15 protein-coding genes are annotated in these 21,033 nt (G+C 43.1%); 4 read left to right on the top strand and 11 right to left on the bottom strand.

Annotated elements, in window-relative coordinates:
• Positions 1-37 precede the first annotated feature (37 nt).
• Positions 38-1,891 (bottom strand): FAD-binding protein, encoded by a 1,854-nt coding sequence (locus V7R88_RS03620; RefSeq protein WP_338816465.1) that lies wholly within the window; start codon positions 1,889-1,891, stop codon positions 38-40.
• Positions 1,892-2,055: 164 nt separating this feature from the next.
• On the opposite strand from V7R88_RS03620, the gene V7R88_RS03615 reads away from it, so the two are divergent.
• Complete coding sequence (locus tag V7R88_RS03615; RefSeq protein ID WP_063723589.1) at positions 2,056-3,039, top strand: LysR family transcriptional regulator; 984 nt, start codon at positions 2,056-2,058, stop codon at positions 3,037-3,039.
• Between the two features lie 70 nt (positions 3,040-3,109).
• On the opposite strand, the gene V7R88_RS03610 is transcribed toward V7R88_RS03615, so the two are convergent.
• From V7R88_RS03610 to V7R88_RS03595, 4 genes are all read right to left on the bottom strand, one after another.
• Positions 3,110-3,661, bottom strand: coding sequence for a helix-turn-helix domain-containing protein (locus V7R88_RS03610; RefSeq protein WP_285298615.1), 552 nt, complete (start codon positions 3,659-3,661; stop codon positions 3,110-3,112).
• Between the two features lie 99 nt (positions 3,662-3,760).
• Positions 3,761-4,513: a helix-turn-helix transcriptional regulator gene (locus V7R88_RS03605; RefSeq protein ID WP_338816463.1), complete on the bottom strand. Its 753-nt coding sequence runs from the start codon at positions 4,511-4,513 to the stop codon at positions 3,761-3,763.
• Positions 4,514-4,581: 68 nt separating this feature from the next.
• Positions 4,582-5,076: a kinase gene (locus V7R88_RS03600; protein ID WP_338816599.1), complete on the bottom strand. Its 495-nt coding sequence runs from the start codon at positions 5,074-5,076 to the stop codon at positions 4,582-4,584.
• A gap of 87 nt (positions 5,077-5,163) precedes the next feature.
• The gene (locus V7R88_RS03595; RefSeq protein ID WP_003645748.1) at positions 5,164-5,283 is read right to left on the bottom strand and encodes a putative metal homeostasis protein; all 120 of its coding nucleotides are present in this window, start codon (positions 5,281-5,283) and stop codon (positions 5,164-5,166) included.
• 208 nt (positions 5,284-5,491) lie between these two features.
• On the opposite strand from V7R88_RS03595, the gene V7R88_RS03590 reads away from it, so the two are divergent.
• Both V7R88_RS03590 and V7R88_RS03585 read left to right on the top strand, forming a co-directional pair.
• Positions 5,492-9,268: a MucBP domain-containing protein gene (locus V7R88_RS03590; RefSeq protein ID WP_338816462.1), complete on the top strand. Its 3,777-nt coding sequence runs from the start codon at positions 5,492-5,494 to the stop codon at positions 9,266-9,268.
• A 130-nt stretch (positions 9,269-9,398) separates the two neighbouring features.
• Entirely contained in the window at positions 9,399-9,929 is a 531-nt protein-coding gene (locus tag V7R88_RS03585; protein ID WP_338816461.1) for a histidine phosphatase family protein, read from the top strand.
• 313 nt (positions 9,930-10,242) lie between these two features.
• On the opposite strand, the gene V7R88_RS03580 is transcribed toward V7R88_RS03585, so the two are convergent.
• Positions 10,243-10,869, bottom strand: a complete 627-nt coding sequence (locus tag V7R88_RS03580) for a restriction endonuclease subunit S (protein WP_338816460.1) — start codon at positions 10,867-10,869, stop codon at positions 10,243-10,245.
• Positions 10,870-10,966: 97 nt separating this feature from the next.
• Here V7R88_RS03580 and V7R88_RS03575 point away from each other — a divergent pair, with 97 nt between their 5' ends.
• A complete protein-coding gene (locus V7R88_RS03575) occupies positions 10,967-11,350 on the top strand; it encodes a restriction endonuclease subunit S (RefSeq protein WP_338816459.1) in 384 nt (127 codons plus the stop codon).
• A 40-nt stretch (positions 11,351-11,390) separates the two neighbouring features.
• Here the strand turns inward: V7R88_RS03575 and V7R88_RS03570 are convergent, their stop codons facing one another.
• The 5 genes from V7R88_RS03570 to V7R88_RS03550 form a co-directional block, all read right to left on the bottom strand.
• A complete protein-coding gene (locus tag V7R88_RS03570) occupies positions 11,391-12,308 on the bottom strand; it encodes a site-specific integrase (protein WP_015379944.1) in 918 nt (305 codons plus the stop codon).
• A gap of 151 nt (positions 12,309-12,459) precedes the next feature.
• Positions 12,460-13,656 carry a restriction endonuclease subunit S gene (locus V7R88_RS03565; RefSeq protein WP_338816458.1) on the bottom strand — a complete coding sequence of 399 codons (1,197 nt, stop codon included), beginning with the start codon at positions 13,654-13,656 and terminating at the stop codon, positions 12,460-12,462.
• Positions 13,653-15,239 carry a type I restriction-modification system subunit M gene (locus V7R88_RS03560; protein WP_053338750.1) on the bottom strand — a complete coding sequence of 529 codons (1,587 nt, stop codon included), beginning with the start codon at positions 15,237-15,239 and terminating at the stop codon, positions 13,653-13,655. Before V7R88_RS03560 ends, V7R88_RS03565 begins: the two co-directional genes overlap by 4 nt.
• A gap of 13 nt (positions 15,240-15,252) precedes the next feature.
• A complete protein-coding gene (locus tag V7R88_RS03555) occupies positions 15,253-18,126 on the bottom strand; it encodes a type I restriction endonuclease subunit R (RefSeq protein WP_338816457.1) in 2,874 nt (957 codons plus the stop codon).
• A 227-nt stretch (positions 18,127-18,353) separates the two neighbouring features.
• The gene (locus V7R88_RS03550) at positions 18,354-20,888 is read right to left on the bottom strand and encodes a M1 family metallopeptidase (RefSeq protein ID WP_338816456.1); all 2,535 of its coding nucleotides are present in this window, start codon (positions 20,886-20,888) and stop codon (positions 18,354-18,356) included.
• Positions 20,889-21,033 lie beyond the last annotated feature (145 nt).

Here is a 21,033-nt window from a genome sequence, read left to right as displayed (position 1 = left end):
AAAGCACTAGGTGATTCGTGGGTTGTGCGATCAGTGGTTAATCATTTGACACGGTCTGTTCGGCCTGGGATAGCGCGTCCTTGACTGCGGCCTTGATGGCACGGCTCGATACAGAAGCGCCGGAAACTGCATCCATATCATAAGTGTTAGCAGCCACCATTTTTGTCGGCAATTCGGCAACTGCCTGACCACCAACTTCACCAGTCTCATGTTGTTCAACAACTTCAACATGAGTTAATTGTTGGTCAACATACGTGATACGAACCACAACTTGCCCACCAATGCCATCATCTGAGCGCCCTAAGTATTGGTGTTCACCAACTGTGATGTCCGGTGATGCTTCAGCTAGCAAATCATTGGCACCAGTCTGATGCACCGAAGCACTAGTATTCGCATCCGGCTTAGCCACTGCTTTTTCATCGACTAATTGTGTCGTTTCTTCCTTAGGTTTAGCTGCATTTTCACCAGCGATTTTTCCAAAAATCAGGCATTCAGCTAAATTACCGCCACCTTGATACTGATTTGCACAAATACCGCCCAACTCACCTGCACCATACAAGTGCGGTATAGGTTGCTGATTTGCATCTAAAATCTCTGCCCGGTCATTACGACGTGGCCCCCCTTGGGTATTAAGTACGTTGTTTGTTAACTTAAGCGCATAATATGGCCCACCATCAAATGCCCGCATCGTATCAACCTGCCGATTAAACGCGTAGTCAGTACCAGACTCGACAAAATAATTGAAATCATGAACGGTCTTGGTAAGTACCGTACCATCAACTTCCATAACTCGTGCTAAGTCGTTTAGAGTAGTGGCCTTCACAACTAAATCGGTGAGATTATTAATCGGCGTATATTGACTTGCTAACATCTGTTGATACTGAGTTTCATCAAAAACCAAGTATGGATGGACATTTGTCCGCGGTACTCGCCACATTCCATGATCATAAATGTGACCGTGCCGGTTGACTTCACTCTCATCAAAATACCGACTACCGTCATCAGCCACCGTAATAACGCTACCATGGTTAACTTCCGGCCAGCCTAAAATCAAGCGACCACGTTCACCTTGTGGTACGGCAATCGAAAGACCATGTAAAAATCCGAGTGATTCATAATTTTGCATGTGCCAAAAGTCCGCGCCAACTTCTTGGGCCATCTTAATACCAGCACCCTTATTAAACAGCGTGCCTAATGGTGCCAAGTGCTCAGCACCAAGGTAGTCCTGGATGACTTGTTGATTATTTTCAAAACCACCACATGCTAGGACTACGCCATTGGTAGCCCGAACATTAACTAAACGATGCTGACGTTCGATTTGGACACCGATAATTGTATTCGTAGTGGGATCTTGAATCAGATGTTGTGCCGGAGCACTAAGCCAGACATCAATCTGTTGCTGCCGATCTAACACTTTTTGTCGAAGAATTTTCCACAAAGCTGCATCAAAAATGCCATGATGGACAGTTGTAAAGTCATAGGATTGGACTCCATCAAATTCAGGAAACTCATGAACTGCACTGTCTAATGAAATTGGAGAATCAGCAACTGTAAAATCATTTTTGACACTCACCGGGTCAACATTGAGATACTTTTGAACATAGTCGCGCATATTCGCCATGCCCGCTACGAAAGTATCAACCATACTATCGTCTAATTGCATGGGTGCCGTTAAGTTTTGATAATATTTTCTACCCTCATCGAAACTATCTACCGTTCCTAAGAGTTGGGCAGAATAACGGGTATTGCCTCCTTCATGACCATTCGGCGCTGCATCCGTGAGCAATACCTTCGCATGTGCATCCGCCGCAAACCGCGCTGCTGTCGCCCCGGCACCACCAAAGCCAATAACTACCGTATCATATTGATAATCCCATTTAACCTGATTCATTTTTTGAGTATGCTGACCACCCTTTCAAAATCCATTTAACGTATTCTAAAGCACAATTGAAATTGATATTTAAATCACAAGCAGAATCATTTTTTAACTACATTCGTATTATATAACCGCTTTCATTTTTATAGAAATAACAATCTGATTATCTGTTATTACAAATGAGTAATGGGTTATACTTGATTTTAATAAGATTAAGCATTAAAGGTGGCGATTTCACGGAAAATAAATTGTTAGTATTTTTAGAAGCTATTCAACAGCACAATAGTATGACGAAAGCTGCACAAAGTTTATTCATCAGTCAGCCGTACATTAGCCGCACAATTAAAAGTGCGGAAACTCATTTTGGGACCCCCTTAATCGACCGCGGCCATCATCCACTTGAATTAACTTATGCTGGAGAAAGATTACTGACTTATTTGCAAAGTGACGCTCGTCTCCATCAGCGAATGAACACTGAGCTTAAAGAAATCAGTCAAAATAAGTATCAAAGTATGACGATTGGGATTACAACACCAATGGCTAATGCTTGGTTTAGTCAAACACTACCTGCTTTTTATCAACGTTTTCCGAACATTCGCACTAAAATACTAGAAATCACAACATCAAAAGCAGAAACGTTGCTGGCTAGTCATCAGCTAGACTTTTTTATTGGCAAAACAATTCATCAAACTAACGTCAAGACCATCCCTTTGCAGACAATTTCTTTGTCTTTAGTCATTCCAAAAACAGCCGGAATATATCAGTCCAATCAATTTTGGCGACCGTTCACCCCCACCATTCTTACAGGAATGACTGGTGAGCCTGTCATCCGTGCAGTCGGTGAAGCTCGCTTTCAAGAACTGGTTGACCATTACTTTGCCGATAAAGGCATCCAAACGATTCCACTCATTGAAGTCGATAACTCTCGCTTTGCACTAAGCTTGACACTTCAAGGACTTGGTAGCATTGTTCTAGCCACTGCAATGTTGGCAAGACTAGCCACTCAACCAGCCAAGTACCCTATCAATGCGTTCAAATTACCAACAAGCGAGCTCAGCCTTGATTTTAGTATTGCCTATTTACCAAGTCACGTGCTAGCTAAACCGATTGCTTATCTAGTCGAACAAGCTTGTCAAACCTTTAATCCTGCGATTGATTTTTAACATAAAACGCAAACTGTCAGCATCTATTAAGCTAGATGCTTGACAGTTTGCGTTTTACTTTCAAAATCCATCACCGATAGTGAATCATGTTCAACCCCATCAACTGTTGCATTAGTTGCTCATTTTCTGGCGATAGTTTGATTTGTTGCTGCCGCAGACATTTGGAGATGTCTAAATTCATTCTGTCGAATACTCCCAGTACTGAACCAGTTCGTTGTTCCAATAGTTCCTGATAATAAGTTGCCAGCAGCTGTCGTAACGGTTGCTCAGTCGTGGTATTTAGATTAGCAACTAAATCACTAATTATGCCCACAGCAACACGTGCCCGATCCTGCCCCCCGCTGTACCATTTCACCGTCATATCTGTTCGACTCCTTTTACGCAATAACAACTGCCACCATGGTCGCTGAACAGGTCTTCTGCTCAAACCTAATAACTCATCCGTTGAGACAGCAAATAGTTTGCTCAGTGCTACCAACAACTCTAAATCTGGATAACTTTTCCCTAACTCCCACTTGGAAATAGTTTGCCGTGAGACGTGTAACCGCTCCGCCACCGTCTGCTGGGACCATTCATGCTGTTGTCGTTGCTCTTTTATTTTAGTACCAATCACAATTTTCATCCTACCCGCTCCTCTATTAAAATACTAGACTATTGGGTGCACCAATTCATTGCAACACACTTAAGCGCTACCGCAACGGTTGGTTGCAACCACTCAAGATCAAGTCTCGGTATGAAAATGTTGATACAACGACTTTCCTGAAACTAACAATTCCACAACTTGTTGAGGATCACCAACCGTCACACCTTGTCGTTGCAAATAACTGACAAATTGCGGTAAATAGTCGCTGGCCTTCAACGCACATTCCAGCTGATAAGTTTGGGCATTAGTCTTTAAAATCAATTGAAAATAATCCGGATTGAAATCAAATGGTGAAAGTCGTTTGCGACACCGATAACTGATGGTAACCCGCTGCAGATCTGTATAGTGGATTAGTTGGCGTCGTGGACAATTGAACACAATTTGGCGAAACTTCGTCAATGTCGATGCAGCATACGTATGCAACTCAATGGTAGCAGGCTGAATCACCCAGTAACTATTGATTCCCACTGGAACGACCACAATCAATCCAACAATATAAAGTGATAAAAAGAGCCACCACGGCTGATAACCAAAACCAGTAAACAATAGACAAACAAATAGCCAAAATAATCCGAGACCCAGAAGTCGCCCAAAGCTTAGTCGTCGACCAACAATATAGGGCTTTGGAAAGAAAGCACTACCACGAACTAATTCATCCAAGGATAGATTATACAGATCCGACAGTGCCAGTAAATTATCGATTGACGGAATCGCCTTTCCGCGTTCCCACTTGGACACCGCCTGAGTCGTAACAAATAACTTGGACGCTAATTGCGCCTGTGTCAATCCATACTGACAGCGACGCGTTTTCAATAATGCTGCGAGTAACATTGGCTCGCCCCCCTTTATGATTTCAGCTTAATCCTCAACCACGATCAAACCAATCAACTCATGGTTGTTTAGTCACAATCATGTATGGTAGTCATAATTTGTTGAACTTCCGTGGTTAAATCTTGTTGCTCGTCAATTAAGACTTCGTTAGCAACGCCCAACGTATCATGTGGAAGCCACCACCGACGCATGTCTTCCACACCAAAATCACGATGACGCTTTTGATGACGCGCCAAGGTCGTGGCAAAGCTCACTTCAAAATAATAAGTAAGGACGCGTGGAAACGATTGACTAAGCCGCGCCAACATTTTTCCATACCGATCACGTGCTAAGATGCCTTCCACAATGACTACAGGCACACGTCCCAGCCCATAACACGCAATTTGTTCAATCAGACCAATTGAAATATTTCCCGGGTAATCATGACTCATCAGCATGTCGCGACGAACGACATCTTGGGACACTAGCAACGTATGATGGCCCACGCGTCGTTGCAACGCCTGCGCTAGCGTCGTCTTGCCACTCCCAGAATTTCCCCGAATAATCACCAAAGTTGTTTCCATCCACATGTCGGCCACTCATTCCTGTATCTTAATCATACCGCACAGCTAACAAAAAACGTTAGCCAAATTGGCTAACGTTCGCTGATACTATTTGGCTTTACTGGCGTTACGTCGGGCATCATGTAAAATCTTCAATGCGCGTTTCCGCGATTTTAAGTTGGTCCCCCGTAGACGCCTGCGCGCACTTGCTAAATCTTGTTTTTCCATCATGGGTGCCTCCTTTTAAATAGTAATTATTACCATTTAAATTATAATCAATCTTATGCTTACGTCAACTATTATGCAGCTGGCTAACATTGACAGACACAATTAGTTCCCAATAATTAAATTATCATTTATTAGACTAACGACAATGACAATGTTACCCTTAAATTGTCAACGACATTATATAAGTATTTTGAAGGAGTGGGGATCTTTGAAACCAAACAATGTTAATAATCAGAATAAACGTCACCAATCGCGATGGGTAATCACGAGCGCAACCGCCATGATACTGACAACCTTAACGATTGCCAATCAGGCGGCGTCTGCTGACGATACAGTCACGACCACAACCAACGAACCGACCAACAGTCAGTTGAATACGAATACTCAAGTTAACGCTACTCAGGTCAATTTGAAAGCGGATACTTCTACATCAGTATCCACGATAAAATCCGACCAGTCAGCAGTCGCAGCCACGTCACCCACCACATCAACCGGAAGTCCCTCTGAGCACTCGTCGTCAGCGAACACCAACCCACAACAACAATCAGCAAATCCAGCATCACAATCTCAAGCAACTACCACGTCAGAATCAACACCGACCACGGATATTAAGCACCCAACTCAAACCGCACCAGCTCAAACAGCCTCCGCATCAACTACTGAACCAACTACCGAATCAAACACTGAATCAGCGACTGATAGTCAAGCTAAAGCAACGACAACCGATAATCAAGCTTCCAAGCAACCAAGCCAGCAAGCCGCGACCGCGTCGTCCAACTCAACTACCATCGGGGTGAATACTCAGTCCACGACTAGCTCAGCGTTAACCGATGATAAAATTGTTACCAATGTAAACCAGGAAAAGCTGGTTTTGAAAACTAACCAACCGGTCGTTCGCGCCACTAGCCGCACCGCGCAGGAAAATATTAACGATTGGATGCCGAATACGTTATTACAACAAGAGGTACTCAGTCAACTGCGCAAACAGAACCCAGATCGTACCTGGAACTCAGCTGCAGACATCACTAAGGCAGATATGCTACTACTGACCACCTACTATGGCAAGGACACTTACATCGACGGCAAGACTTCCTACTCATTAGAAGGACTACAATATGCCACTAACCTTACGACAGTCTGGCTCAACAACAACTTGAACGCACCGTCTGGCAGCTACTATAGTGATGTCACTGATATTTCACCATTAGCCAACTTACAAAAACTCCAAGTGGTCAATATTCAGCAAAACCGGATCACGGACATTTCACCGCTCGCAAACTTAAAGAATCTAACGGAGGTCGATGCCGCCTATAACCACATTTCAGATTTCTCACCGCTTAAAGGATTCAAGAATCTTAAAGGCACATTCAGTAACCAATTTATCACATTACCACCCGCCTATATTAGTGCAGATAATAATATTGCGACGCTGGCGATTGATTGCTATTTGCAGGATGGCACTAAGGTTCAACTGAAACCCAATGGCGGCGTCGGGGAAACTGTTTTCTACAAAAACGGTCAGCTTTACGTTCGCTGGTACTTTAACGGTGCGGGCGGTGGTAATTACGACAGCAACGGTCATATCTACTACACGAATATGAAGCCCCAGCAACCCGGACTAACAGGTCCGAACTTTAACGGTACCACGGTTATTCCCATGGCCGATTATTATTTCATGACCGCCGCTTCTGACGGTAACAACTTTGTCGTCGTCCGTCCGTACGTCTTAGCCGCCACTGCTGCGCCCATCACGGTCAAATACGTCGACGCGCTTACCGGTGAATCCTTAGTCACCGCCGACCTCACCTTAAACGGCATCGTCGGTCAGCCTTACACGACTCAACGCATTGATGACGACCTACCCAATTATGACTTTACGAACATTGTCGGCAATGCCAGTGGCGTCTTCACGGCGGATACCCAGACCGTCACTTATTACTATACTCGTAAGGACGCCGGCGACATTACGATTCACATGGTCGATACTAACGGCAACTTAGTCTACGAGCCGCAAATTCTACCTGGAAAACACAATCTCGGTAACGCCTACAATTTAGATGCGCCAACCTTTGACCATTTTAAATTACAGCAAACTATCGGCAATGCGGCTGGCGTTTTCACGACTGATCCGCAAAGCATCACGTTTGTCTATGTCCGCTTAGACGCCGGTAACATTACGGTGAAATATCAAGATAAGCAAGGAAACCAATTAAAACCCGATAAGACAATTTCCGGCTCCCAATCACTCGGCAAGGCTTATACGACTGAACCATTGGACATTGAAAATTACACCCTGAAGACAACGCCGACAAACGCCACGGGCACTTTCACAGACCAGGAACAGACAGTCATTTACGTCTATGTGCGCCGCGATGCTGGCCAGATCGTTGTTAAGTATCAAGATAGTGCCGGTAACCAACTTGCCCCCGACAAGCTTTTAGACGGTAAAGAACAGCTAGGAGCAGCCTATCAAACGACAGCCATTTCAATTTCTAACTTTCACCTAGTCGTCACACCCGCGAACGCCACCGGGACCTTTTCAACCGACACGCAAACTGTTATTTACCAGTATGCGCGCTCGAATGCCGGTCATATCACGGTGAAGTATCAAGACGCTAACGGCACGACCTTAGCTCCCGACGACGTCCTAACTGGTGACGGTCAGCTCGGTCGCCCCTACCAGACTAGCGCCAAGGCGATTGAAAACTACCGCTTAATTCAAACGCCGGCGAACGCTACTGGACAATTCAGCGACCAAGCGCAAACCGTCATCTACATCTACGCTCGTGAAGATGCGGGCGATATCACAGTTCAGTATTTAGACGAAAACGGCAAGCAGTTAGCCGCCGATAGCGTATTAAGCGGTCAAGGTCAATTAGGACAGCCCTATGAAACGTCACCGCTGAACATTAACGGCTATACGGTAAAATCGACACAGGGTAACACGACTGGTACCTATACTTTGCAGCCACAACGCGTCGTTTACATTTACGAGCGGACAGCTGGACAGCCGGTCACTGCCAAGTATCAGGACCAAAATGGTAAGTCGATCCATCCTGATGTCGTTCACAGTGGGTATTTAGGCGACAGCTACTCGACTGAACAACTGGTTATCGATGGTTACACCTTTAAAGCCGTTCAGGGTGACGTCAGTGGGACGTTCGGGACTTCTGCTAAGACTGTGACCTACGTCTATGAACGGACGGCTGGGCTACCCGTCACTGCCAAGTATCTGGATGAGCATGGTAAGTCTATCCATCCTGACGTTGTTCACAGCGGGTATTTAGGTGACAGCTACTCGACTGAACAGCTGGTTATCGATGGTTACACCTTCAAGGCTGTGCAGGGTGACGTCAGTGGGACGTTCGGAACTACCGCGAAGACTGTGACCTATGTTTACACTGTAAACACCCCCACAATTCCAGATACCCAAGGAACCGTTACGGTGCATTACATGACCAAGGACGGCATTAAACTAAACGAACCAACCGTGCTGAGCGGCAAGACGGGAACCACTTATCAAACCGTGCCCCTGACGTTCACTGATCATGAACTCGTTGGTCAGCCGGAAAATGCCATGGGTCTCTTCACTGCTGATAACGTAGACGTCACGTACGTCTACCAAGCAACTGACACGACTGGTACCGACGATATTATTGATCCCGAAGAACCGGAACAACCGACTAAGCCGATTAAGCCTGTTGAGCCAACCACACCCGAGACGCCTAACGAACCAGGAACAACCGTAACGCAGCCGGATCGTATTAAGCCGACTCAACCAGCGGTAACTGTAAAACCAGCAACGACCGTGAAACCAACGCTTAAACCCGCGGCCGCCCAGGTAAGTTTGGTCAAAACAACGAGTCCCGTCACTGAACACTCAGCCCAGTTACCACAAACCGACGAACAGACTGGCAAATTAGCGGTCATCCTAGGACTGTTATTATCCGTCGTCACACTCGGTTTCTATGGTAAAAATCGGTAATCATAACGTCATCAGGTCTAACGAAAACGACACTTCATTTTTCGAAGTGTCGTTTTTTTGTCGTTCCTCAGGTAAAAAGGTGCCAATAATGAGATTAATAATATAACTCCGATGAAGGAAGTCCTAATCGATGAAAGTCTATCTCATTCGTCACTCCGAACCAACTTATCAACAGGTCACTACAGCTGGATTAACTGGTTTCGGCCGTGAACTCGGCGCCTTAACCGACCGTGGTATTATGCTGACACAACAATGCGCCCAGCAGCCGTTATTTGCACAAGTCCAATTAATTCTGTCATCCCCCTACACGCGCGCCTTACAAACGGCACTGGAAATTGTGCGTTTTAATGATATTCCACTAAAGGTCGAACTTGGATTACACGAGTGGCTGCCCGATAGCACGGGTAGTCGGACTGATACCGATGAACAAGCGGCCACGGCCTACAAGCTCTATCGACAACACGCCGGCAAGCGCACCATCGCTAGTCCCCTTCCTTACGAAACGGCAGCTGAAATGAAGACCCGAGTTTTGGCAACTTTGAATAAATATGCCGCATCTTATGATTGCATCGCCTGCGTCACGCACGGCGAGGTCATGCGACAGTTTGGCAATCAGAAAGACGTGGATTATTGTGGTGTGCGTGTTATTGCGGTTGATTAGGTAGTTAGGGAAACATGATTTCATTTGGTATGGTGAACCAGATTATGAGCTAGTCAACTTGGCATTTCTGCTTGGCTTGCGAATTGGTGCTTTTCAAAGGTACTTCTACGGTTGTTATTCAAATAATGCAGAAGCACCCACAAATCAGCATAATTATTTTTAATCTTGATAATTATACTAGTATTAAACCAAATGTGGCATAATTATTGATTTATACTCTCCGGGTGATTGATGCCAACTTTCAAGCTGTGCTTAAGATGATTATTTTATCTCATTTTACTCACGCTAAATGTCCTATACCTAATCATAACCATTAGTTTAAATGCAATGAATTAGCTAGAAAATTCTTTACTATTTTAATGACTAATTTCGGGACTTGCTCATTGGCAGCGATAAGGCTATCAAGCCTTAGAAAAAAATGACCTATTTTTCGTTGTTCATTAAATTCGATTGGAACTTCAAAGTGTATCCCAGATACCTTTTTCCAGTCAGACCTAGGCATCTTGGTTCCCGTAGAGATATTAGCAACTTGCTGATACTTTGGACTTTGTATTAGGGCGTACAAGAACGGAGCGAATATACCCTTCTTAGCTTGAAAAACCCAAAAGTCACCAACTGCAATCCCAGGAAAGTTCGGGAATAACCAATTATTGAGATATGGGCGTAATTTACCATAAAGAACATTTTGAGCAACAAATTGAATACCTGACCTGCTATCGGTACGCTTTTGAATAAGACTCTCCGATTTAAGTCTCCCCTCTCCTGATATAATATCGGCATATTCAACATGTGCTAAATTCTCACTATTAGATGATTTCGAAAGACGATCTGCAATTTCTAGTAACTTACGCTGCTCCCAAGTACCAGTTCCTAATATATGACCGATAAGCCTGAAAACTTGGGAGCAGCGTAAGTTTTCTGAATTGTTTTTTAAAAGCAAACTGAAAAATAACTCGCTTTTTTCTTCAGATAAAATTATTTCGGTAGCAACAATGACGTGGAAAAAGCCTGACGCTTCGCGTTCATCAGATGATTATATGAAAACTTATAATATTGTCAAAATGGGGGATATAGTTTTCGAAGGTCATACAACTAAAGAGTTTGCTAATGGAAGATTTGTAGAAAACACTTTAGGCGACGGAATTGTATCTCATATTTTTGACGTGTACAGTCCTGTAATGAAATTAGATTTGTTCTATTGGAAATATTTTATTCATAACGAAAGAAGTATCGGCCCTTTGCTGAAAAGGTCCACTACTAATGCCAGAATGATGTCAAATTTGGTTGAAAGAGATGTTTTAAAACAGTTTCTACCGGTTCCAAGCTCGATAGAACAATCCAGTATTGGGCATATGTTGCATTTGATTGATAACCTTATCGCTGCCAATGAGTATAATTTGAAAAACGCCCTCAGCATTTGAGGACGTTTCGATATGCACTTATTAAAGTAAATCCTATCGTCTATATTAGACTTGCCAGATGTTTCATGACCTTATCGTTATCCTGGTTTTCTAATTCTTGAATGATGTGTAAATAAGTCTGCTGTGTAGTCGTCATATTAGAATGACCTAACCGTCGAGCTACTGAGGCGATACTAACACCAGCATACAATAATAATGAAGCATGTGTATGTCGCAAACCATGGACTGAAATCACAGGAATAGATGCGTGCTTGCATAGACGCTCCAAATAATGATTAACCGTATCATTATAAACTTTTGCTTGAACAAAAATTGGTTGATCTTCGGGCAGCTTTTTAGTCAACTGGGAAAATTGAATCACAGTCTGCCAATCCAGCGGTACTTTACGGACTGATGAGTTATTTTTGGTAGGTGCGAAGTCACTTTTGGCAGATTTATAATCCCAAGTTTTACTAATTGAAAGTGTTTGGTGAGCAAAATCGAAATCAGCAGGAGTAACACCTAAGGCTTCTGCAAAACGAATTCCAGTCTTAGCAATCAGCAAGATGAAGTAGTCCCAATTGACTTCGTTGTTCAGGTTTAATTCATTTAACAATGCCTGCAACTCATACTGATGTAGATACTTCGTTTTATGTTGACGATGCTTAATTCCCTTGATAATTGCTTTCCGTGTCGGGTCGCGATCGATAAACCCTTCTTCCAACGCATCAATAAGTGAACCTTTTAAATGACGATGAAAGTCCATTGTCGTTTGCCGTTCATGGGTTTCCGCATAATCATTGAGCAATTGCTGATATGTCAGCCTTGATAAATCAGCCATCTTTAGATCCGGCGCTAACGTTACCAATTGCCGATGTGACATTTCATATTTGCGATAAGTCACTGGACGGACCGCGTCTAATTTATAGAGCTGCATCCACTGAAAAAAATACTGATGAAACTTAACATGCTGTGCCATAAGAAACCTCCAAAAAATGAGTTAACAACCACTTGTGCGGCCGCTAACTCATTTATACATGAATAATTATTCATTTGGCTAAAATTGACACTTACAAATAAATTAATACTATCGCTGTTCAGTAGGGATAGCCCGTAAAAAATCCATGAATTTAAACAAACATATTTTGCATTAAATATTTCTTCAACTCTTTAAGTTGGTTTAGTTTATCTTCATTGGCAGCGATAAGGTTATTAATTACTGTAAAAAGTTCTGTAATAATTTGTTGCTCTGTAATTTTTGGAATACTAATTCTAATATTTTTCAATACTGGAAATTTTAGATTCCAAGTGTCTGAAGTTAAGCCCTGGGAATTTCTTTGAAATACTTGAATCATTGATTTTCTTTTGAAATTTACCGCCATGAACCCTGCATCAGTGTTGGTGCGTGGTGTAATAACAGTATATGCAGGACTCACAATACCATTATACATCGACAACCCACTCGCCCCCTGCCACATTCGCATCGAGTTATATGCAATATCTCCATACCGAACAACTCGATAGTTGCTTTTATCTGCACTAGAATTATTTTTTCGATCCAATGTATCAAACTTCACAATACCCGAATTTATAGTTACTGATAAAAGTTCACCTTGAGAAGACTTCTCTTTTCGTTCATTAAACAGCTCACCAAGCTTACGCTGCTCCCATGGGTCAGTGAATCCCTTGAAGCGCCATTCCTGAGAAAAAATCTTTTGCATCATCAACTTTTTGAGAGTTTTTAACTGTTCTAGTTTATCCTCATTGGCAGCGATAAGGTTATCAATCAATAATAGCATGTTACCCACTAATACCTGTTCTTTTAGTTTAGGAATATATAACTTAAAGCGGGCATATTCTTTTGAGTTGATTCCAGGTTGGCCAGATCGTTGCGACATCACTTTTACAAATCTATTAAAAGATGTTGTTAAAGTATTTTGAAAAACAAATTCCGAATCTATGTCTTCTCTAACAGACATTTTTATTAAAAAACCGGCGTAATAAACAATACTGTCTGCAGTTCTGTAGATAAAAGTCTTTCCCGTACTTGCTCCAGTTCGCGTAAAGACAATATCACCTAATTTCAATACATAACTATTATCACGTATAAAATCAATATCCGGTGAGGTTAAATGTGTTTGTTTAAATGTGCGTGTCTCGTCATCAATATCTGTAATTCTCAGATACTGATGTTTACCATCGTATGCTTTTGCAGATGCATTTAGTCCATACGTAAATCCATTACTTAGCTCTCCAAGCTTACGCTGCTCCCAAGGGTCACTAAAGCCCTTAAACCGCACTTTTGGCACTAAATTTTCGTTTTTCATTGTAACATCCTCTTAATGGCCTCAAGCTGCTGTTGAGCGACAGGGTCAGTCGCCACTAAATCGGCCATCATTCCGGATAATTCAGATTGTAGGTCGTTGATTTTGACATCCGCTTCACCCATTTCTTTAACCAACTTATCCACATCAACAGGTGGTTCCTCTTCGAATGTATCGACGTATCGCGGAATGTTTAAGTTATACTCGTTTTCCAAAATCTCAGCTACTTCTGCACGATGAGCATACTTATCCACATCTTCACGTTTTTCAAGGGTTTCCAAAATCTTATCGACATTTTCGTCCGTTAAGTTGTTTTGGTTCTTACCCTTTTCAAAATCATTAGACGCGTCAATAAAGAAGATATCCTGACGTTCGCGTCCCTTCTTGAAGACCAATACAACGGTCGGAATACTAGTTCCGTAGAATAAGTTCGCTGGTAATCCGATGACGGCATCTAAGACGTTGTCATGTTCAATCATGTACTGTCGGATTTTTCCTTCCGCAGCACCGCGGAATAAGACACCATGTGGTAATACAACTGCCATCGTACCTTCATTATTTAAGTGATAGAGCATGTGTTCGACAAACGCAAAATCCGCCTTCGACTTTGGTGCCGTCTTCCCATATTTCCGAAAACGTTCATCATCTAATTTATCATCTGGATTCCACTTAGCCGAATAAGGTGGATTGGCAACGACAGCGTCAAAAGTTAGATCATCAAAGTGATCTTCCTCTAAAGTATCGCCTTGACGTAAATCAAACCGATTATAACTAACCTCATGCATCAACAAGTTCATCCGCGCCAAGTTGTAAGTCGTACCGTTGATTTCTTGACCATAGTAGTTTCCAATCGTTGCGTAATTACCCAATTGTAATAACAGCGACCCGGAGCCCATCGTAGGATCATAAACCGTCTTCAAACGATCTTTACCAGCCGTAACAATTCTTGCCAATAACTTAGAAACCTGTTGTGGCGTATAAAATTCGCCCGCCTTTTTCCCGGCCGAAGCGGCAAATTGACCAATCAAATATTCATAGGCATCACCCAAAATATCGATTTTAATATCTTGTTCACCAAAATCAATATTCGACAAGGATAAAATCACTTTGGCAATCAGTTCACTACGCTTGGCAACTGTATTTCCTAACCGTGATGACTGCAAATCCAAGTCTTCGAATAGCCCTTTAAAGTCACTTTCTGACTCTTTGCCTAAGGTCGAATTCTGGACTTCGTTGATGGCATTTTGTAACATTTCAACGTCAAAATCACCAGCGTTAATCTTCTTGACCATAGTCGTAAATAGATATCGTGGTTCAATGAAGAACCCTAAGACGTCAATCACTTCATCCTTCAAATCTTGCATCAAATCGGCATCTTGTTCCGCATCTGCAAAGTCAACATCATCGTCTTGAAGTAACTCATTTGCATAGTTTTCAACTTTTTCGGACAAAAAACGATAAAAGATCAATCCTAAGATATAGTTTCGATACTCACTGGCATCCATATTACCGCGCAAATCATTTGCCACAGCCCATAATCTTTTTTGTAGTTCAGCCTGTTGTTCGGCCTGTTCAATATGACTCATTAAATTCATTCTCCTAGCTTAGTGAATACTTCCGGTCAATAGTCGATACAAAATCCTTAATCTCGCGTTTGGCCTGCCGTTTCTCTCGAAAGCCGAGCCCATTAGCACTTAACTTGTCAATAATCTCTTTGTCCTTGGTCTTACCGTAGAAGTTGTAGTCAGAAATCTGCTCGTTAACGAAGTCTTCCGAAAGGTGGTGTTCTTGTGAAAAGCCCTTAATGGCAGCTCGCTGGCTCTCGGCCATAAAGTTACTCAACGACATGCCGATATCATCGTCTGTATCGAGCGTTGGCAAAACTTCATTCAAAAATTGTTCCAACAATTCAACCTTCGACTTTAATTGGTCATTGGTCGCATTATCCAACAAATGTTCAATTTTCTGAATATCTTGCTTACGTTCGGTCGACGACATTAAGTCAATGCCTGAGATTAAGTTCACAATATAGTCAACATTGATGGTATCAGTCTCCAATAGACTGATATCAAAGTCAACGTCATCTAATATTGAGACGCGCTCCTGCGTTTTACGTTGGTAAATCGTTTGATAAGCCGTAAAATATTTGCCCCGAAAGGCTTCCATCAGCTGATCCGAAAATTCAGGTTCATATTGCGCCCATTCAAAATCATCATACACGCGAATACGATTATATACCCGGAGGACCGCCCGAAACGCCATCACAAACTCATATAGTGCGTCATCGCCTCGGTTATAGAGGTCGTCCACTGACTGGACATCTGGAGTCACCGTCAGTAATTGGCCAATCTTGTCAGTAAATTCAGCTTTTAATTCATCATAATCTGGTGCTAAGAAGCCGGAACTGTCCCCGTCTGAAAACAACGCTACAGCCTCATCCGTCTTATTTTTGATATTTCGATAAGCAATAATATTTCCGAATGGTTTTTGTTTGCCCTCAACACGATTGGTTCGAGAAAATGCTTGGATTAAACCGTGCCATTGCAAATTTTTATCCACGTATAGTGTGGACAACCGTTTGGAGTCAAACCCGGTTAGGAACATGTTCACAACAATCAAAATATCAATATTATCCGTCGGCGTTTGGTCATTATGATCGCGCATCCGCTTAGAAACATCCGCAAAATAATCTTTGAATTTATCCGTTGAAAAATCCGTACCGTACATTTGATTATAGTCCTTCACGACTTGATCTAATCCCATCCGTGAAGTGACATCATCCTGTTTTTGGTGTTCCTCGTTGTCGTCCTCATTGGCAGCCCACGTAAAGATTGTCGTGACCTTCAAATTATGATCAGGGTCCAACCTTCTAAACAACTGATAGTACTTTAGAGCCATGCGTGTATTCGCTACCGTAAAGATTGCATTGTAATGCTTATTCTTTGTAATATGGCTATGATTCAACAAGATATGCTCGACAATCTTGGTCAATCGCTCCTCGGACTCATAGACCTCTTGCGTATCAATTCCTGGTACTTGTTCGTCTGTAATGTCATGGTCAGTCTCTTCAAAGGTCGACAGATACTGAATCGAAAAACCAAGCACGTTACCATCACGAACTGCATCACGAATCAAGTATTGATGCAACTGATTCTCATACAGATCTTTTGTGGTCCGCCCATCGGGTCCCATGTTCTGTTGAAAAATCGGGGTTCCTGTGAACCCGAAGTGTTGGGCATTCTTAAACCAATGGTTCACGTTTTTTCGCATTTCACCCATCTGGCTACGATGGCTTTCATCTTCAATGAAGATTACTTTGCGGTCATGGTACGGTGTCAGAATATCTTTATACCGATCATTAGAGACCGCATTATTCATCTTCTGAATGGTCGTCACGATTAAGCCATTATCATTAGAGGACAGCTGCTTGACTAATGCAGCAGTATTGTCAGTCCGATCCAAGGGACTCTGGCCCCCAGTTGTTTCAGGCAGATAGGCACTAAAATTTTTTACCGTCTGAATATCCAAGTCAGCACGGTCAATCATGAAGATAACCTTTTCAGCATCCGTTTCTTGTAATAACAACTGACTGGCCTTAAAGGAGGTAATCGTCTTACCAGAACCCGTCGTGTGCCACACATACCCATTTTCATGGGGGTGGTCGATAGCTTGCTTAATAATTGCCTCAGTGGCATATATTTGATAAGGGCGCATTAATAACATTTTATGGTCACTACTATCGAACACCGTATATTTTGCGATTAAACTATGTAACCGTGGTTTACTCAAGAAAGTGGTCGTAAAAGCGTCCAAGTCATTCAACCAGTTATTATGTTCATCCGTCCAGTAGAACATGAAGTTTGAATTTAACTCACCATCGCCATTCGCAAAATACCGCGTTTCATTGCCATTGGAAATGACAAATACCTGAACCAGTCGCATGAGTTTTGCTTGTGCGTACGATTCAGTTCGGTAGCGAATAATTTGATTAAAAGCCTGAGTAAATTCAACCCCTTGCCGCTTCAACTCAATTTGGGCAATTGGCATCCCGTTGATCAAGATCAGCACATCATAGCGGTTCTCATGACGACCTTCAACCGTCATTTGATGGCTAACTTCAAAAATATTCTGATCAAATTGTTTTCCATTAAAAATTTCTAGGTATAAGCTGCTATCATCATCACGTTTAATATTAATTTTCCCAGTTGGCTGAACAACTGAGCCACGTAAAATTTGGGCAACTTGATAATGCGTCTTAGCGCCAATCAAATCATTTAATACGGCCTGAAATTCACGGTCACTCAGTGGTGTTCCCTTTAAGCGTTCTTGATTACGTTCACTCAAGACCGCACGAAAATGTGTGTTTAGCGTTTCAACATCGGGAATTTCAACGTAATGATAGCCAATGCTTTGTAACTTTCGAATGAGGTGATTTTCTAATTCCGCCTCAGATTGATGTCCACTTGCCATCATAGGTCCTCCCATCTATACGACTATTAATTAGCCGTAATACTAATCAAGTCTACTCTCCATAATTACCAATATCATATCATATTTAACTGACGCTGTAGGCCAGTGTTAGTTATTTCTATCAATTATTAAATCATTGGCAATAAACTAAACATGGTTTGATTGCAAACTAAAAAGGTAGCCCGCGCTGAAACGTCCAGCATCGAACTACCTTTATAACGAATATTAACTTATTTTACAACTTCCGCGACCGCCGCATTCACAGCGTCACGTTCATCTTCAACTAAGGCAACGCGACTGGCGATTACCTTCGTATCCATCTTAATTTCACGCGTTAAACCAGGCGTGTTGATCTTTGGTTCAAAGAACGCCTTGAATTCTGCTAAACGTTCAGCCGTATGGAAGACCCGTGAAATGACGGTGATATAAGTGGTAAATTCCATGTCACCACCAACCGTGGCTTCCAACCATGACCATTCGTCGCGAATCCAGTCCCAAGCTGCTTGTTCACCAGCTGGATTAGCCAAGACACCGCGGAACCAGGCCCGCAAGTCTTGTGGCTTAATCGTATCCGCATCTTCAAACTTCACAACTAACTGTTTGATTAATTCGGGGTCCGTAGTTGCGGTCAGTGCGTCACAAATGTCAGCCTTGTAACTAGCATCGGCTGTCTGCCGTGACGCCGTCAATAAACTATCGAATAAGTCCTTACTGCCAAAGTTCTTGACTTCATTCCGTAAAATGAAGACCCGCACATCGGCTGGTAAGGTCGCTAACTTATCACGGTTACCTTCGAATAATTCATGGGCAGCCAATACAGCCGCGCTATTCTTGGCGTACAAAGCCGCACTCAAGACGTATGGCCGCGTCAACTGATCATCGTTGGATTCACCAGCTTGTGGCAACCACCCTAACCGTTTAACCTGAGCGGCACTCAATTGGTCAAATAACGTTTGTAAATGCTTTTCTTCATCAGAATCTGGCATAACAAACTTACGTAAGTTACCCGCAACTTGGTACAACGCTGCGTTAACGACCGTTGAATGGCTAGCTGCAAACCGGCTTAATAATGGCACAACGGCTGCGTATGAGATTTGACGACCTTCAGCTAACAAGCGTAAGTCTTGTAACAACTGTAACTGGTCAATGGCCGTTAAGTCATCAACATGCGCTAGAATATCATCCAATAACGTTTGGTCATACTTGACGATGAAGTGGGAGTTATTCCCAACGTTCAAGCGGAATGGTTGCCCACTCGCATCACGTAATTTGGCATAATCGCCGATCGTCACAGCTTGGTCCTTCATAATCGCTGGTGCCGCCTCATAGTTGCTATTCAACGGAATCTGCCATTGACGTCCGACTTCTTCACCTTCACCGATGAAGAACTGTTGTTGTGACAAGGTCAACTGACCGTCAACAACCGCTGCCGTGACCACTGGATAGCCAGGTTGTTCCAGCCATGAATGCATGATGTCTCCAACTTGCATCCCAGAAGCATCTGCTAAGGCGTTCCACAAGTCATCACCCTTGGCATTACCATATTTATGATTGATAAAGTACTGCTTCAAGCCTGCTCGTAAGGCATCATCACCAACTAAGGCCCGCGCCATTACTAACATCCGCGCACCCTTAGCGTAGACAATCGCCCCGTCAAAAATCGAGTCGATTTCGGCCGGATCTTCTACCTGAACGTGGACTGACTGAACCCCATCCGTGGCATCCCGTTGAAGCGCCATTGATGCTTCGGACGTTTGGAAAGTTTCCCAAATATGCCAGTCTGGTTCTAAGGCATCCGTCGCCACATATTCCATCATGTTGGCGAAACTTTCATTTAACCAGAGGTCATCCCACCACTTCATCGTAACCAAATCACCGAACCATTGATGGGCAAGTTCATGGGCAATCACCGTGGCGACCCGTTGTTTCGTTTCGAGGGCCGTGTTGTCAGGATCTAACAGTAAGTAAGCTTCCCGATAAGTAACTAAGCCCCAGTTTTCCATCGCGCCAGCCGAGAAGTCTGGTAAAGCCAGTTGCCATGAGTGTGGCAATGGATATGGCGTCTGATAAAAATCTTCATAAAACTCGATTGAGCGCTTGGCAATGTCCAGAGCAAAGTCGAGCTCGTTAGCCTTGTGAGCTTTAGTACCGAAAACACCGATGGTCACGCCACTCTTGGTCTTCGTCTGCTTTCCTTGTAATTCACCAAAGGCAAACGCAATCAAGTAAGTCGACATCCGCACCGTGGTTTCAAAGTAATGCACGCCATCGGCTTCATAATCTTCAGGCATGTTGCTTAAGATCGTTTCACCATCATGTTCATCGTACTTGATGGCAAGATCAAAAGTCGCTTTAGCTTCTGGTTCATCGACACACGGAAAGGCTTGCCGAGCCGCGGTCGTTTCAAACTGCGTCCCGATTAGTTCTTTCTTCACGCCGTTGACTTCGTAATATGATGGGTAGATACCCATCATCGTGTCCGTCAATTTGGCGCTGTACGTAATCGTCAAAGTTGTTTGACCGGCCTTGGCAAGTTCAATTCGAATTCCTTGAATCGCATCATCCACAGTGAAGGGCACGTCCGCACCATCGGCTTGGACACCAGCAATGGTCAAACCATTCTGATGAATCAGCACTTCCTGCGCCTTAGCATCCCCGGTAATCGTTGATTTCCCCGAAATCAGCTTATCCGCCCGGTTAATATTGATATAAAGATCGTAATGTTCTGGTTGAAATGTTTCGTAAAAATGAGTTGTGGTTGCCATATTATTCTCCTCGTTTTTTAAGAATATATTCATTATACGACAATTGCGGGTGGAATGCGTCCTCTGCCGCCCATGAATTTGTCACGCGACTAGCAACCAATTCTCGACAACCAACATTATCAATAATGACACGGTTCCTTGCATC

This window comes from Lactiplantibacillus argentoratensis (assembly GCF_037290055.1).
GTDB lineage: Bacteria > Bacillota > Bacilli > Lactobacillales > Lactobacillaceae > Lactiplantibacillus > Lactiplantibacillus plantarum.
This window is presented reverse-complemented; position numbering and strand designations above follow the sequence as displayed.

Excerpts from the sequence above, each read along its gene's own strand:
- V7R88_RS03550 (WP_338816456.1), bottom strand. The coding sequence starts at position 20,888 with ATGGCAACCACAACTCATTTTTACGAAACATTTCAACCAGAACATTAC.
- V7R88_RS03605 (WP_338816463.1), bottom strand. The coding sequence starts at position 4,513 with ATGTTACTCGCAGCATTATTGAAAACGCGTCGCTGTCAGTATGGATTG.
- V7R88_RS03615 (WP_063723589.1), top strand. The coding sequence starts at position 2,056 with ATGAGTAATGGGTTATACTTGATTTTAATAAGATTAAGCATTAAAGGT.
- V7R88_RS03600 (WP_338816599.1), bottom strand. The coding sequence starts at position 5,076 with ATGGAAACAACTTTGGTGATTATTCGGGGAAATTCTGGGAGTGGCAAG.
- V7R88_RS03570 (WP_015379944.1), bottom strand. The coding sequence starts at position 12,308 with ATGGCACAGCATGTTAAGTTTCATCAGTATTTTTTTCAGTGGATGCAG.
- V7R88_RS03620 (WP_338816465.1), bottom strand. The coding sequence starts at position 1,891 with ATGAATCAGGTTAAATGGGATTATCAATATGATACGGTAGTTATTGGC.
- V7R88_RS03555 (WP_338816457.1), bottom strand. The coding sequence starts at position 18,126 with ATGATGGCAAGTGGACATCAATCTGAGGCGGAATTAGAAAATCACCTC.
- V7R88_RS03560 (WP_053338750.1), bottom strand. The coding sequence starts at position 15,239 with ATGAGTCATATTGAACAGGCCGAACAACAGGCTGAACTACAAAAAAGA.
- V7R88_RS03585 (WP_338816461.1), top strand. The coding sequence starts at position 9,399 with ATGAAAGTCTATCTCATTCGTCACTCCGAACCAACTTATCAACAGGTC.
- V7R88_RS03565 (WP_338816458.1), bottom strand. The coding sequence starts at position 13,656 with ATGAAAAACGAAAATTTAGTGCCAAAAGTGCGGTTTAAGGGCTTTAGT.
- V7R88_RS03595 (WP_003645748.1), bottom strand. The coding sequence starts at position 5,283 with ATGGAAAAACAAGATTTAGCAAGTGCGCGCAGGCGTCTACGGGGGACC.
- V7R88_RS03610 (WP_285298615.1), bottom strand. The coding sequence starts at position 3,661 with ATGAAAATTGTGATTGGTACTAAAATAAAAGAGCAACGACAACAGCAT.
- V7R88_RS03575 (WP_338816459.1), top strand. The coding sequence starts at position 10,967 with ATGAAAACTTATAATATTGTCAAAATGGGGGATATAGTTTTCGAAGGT.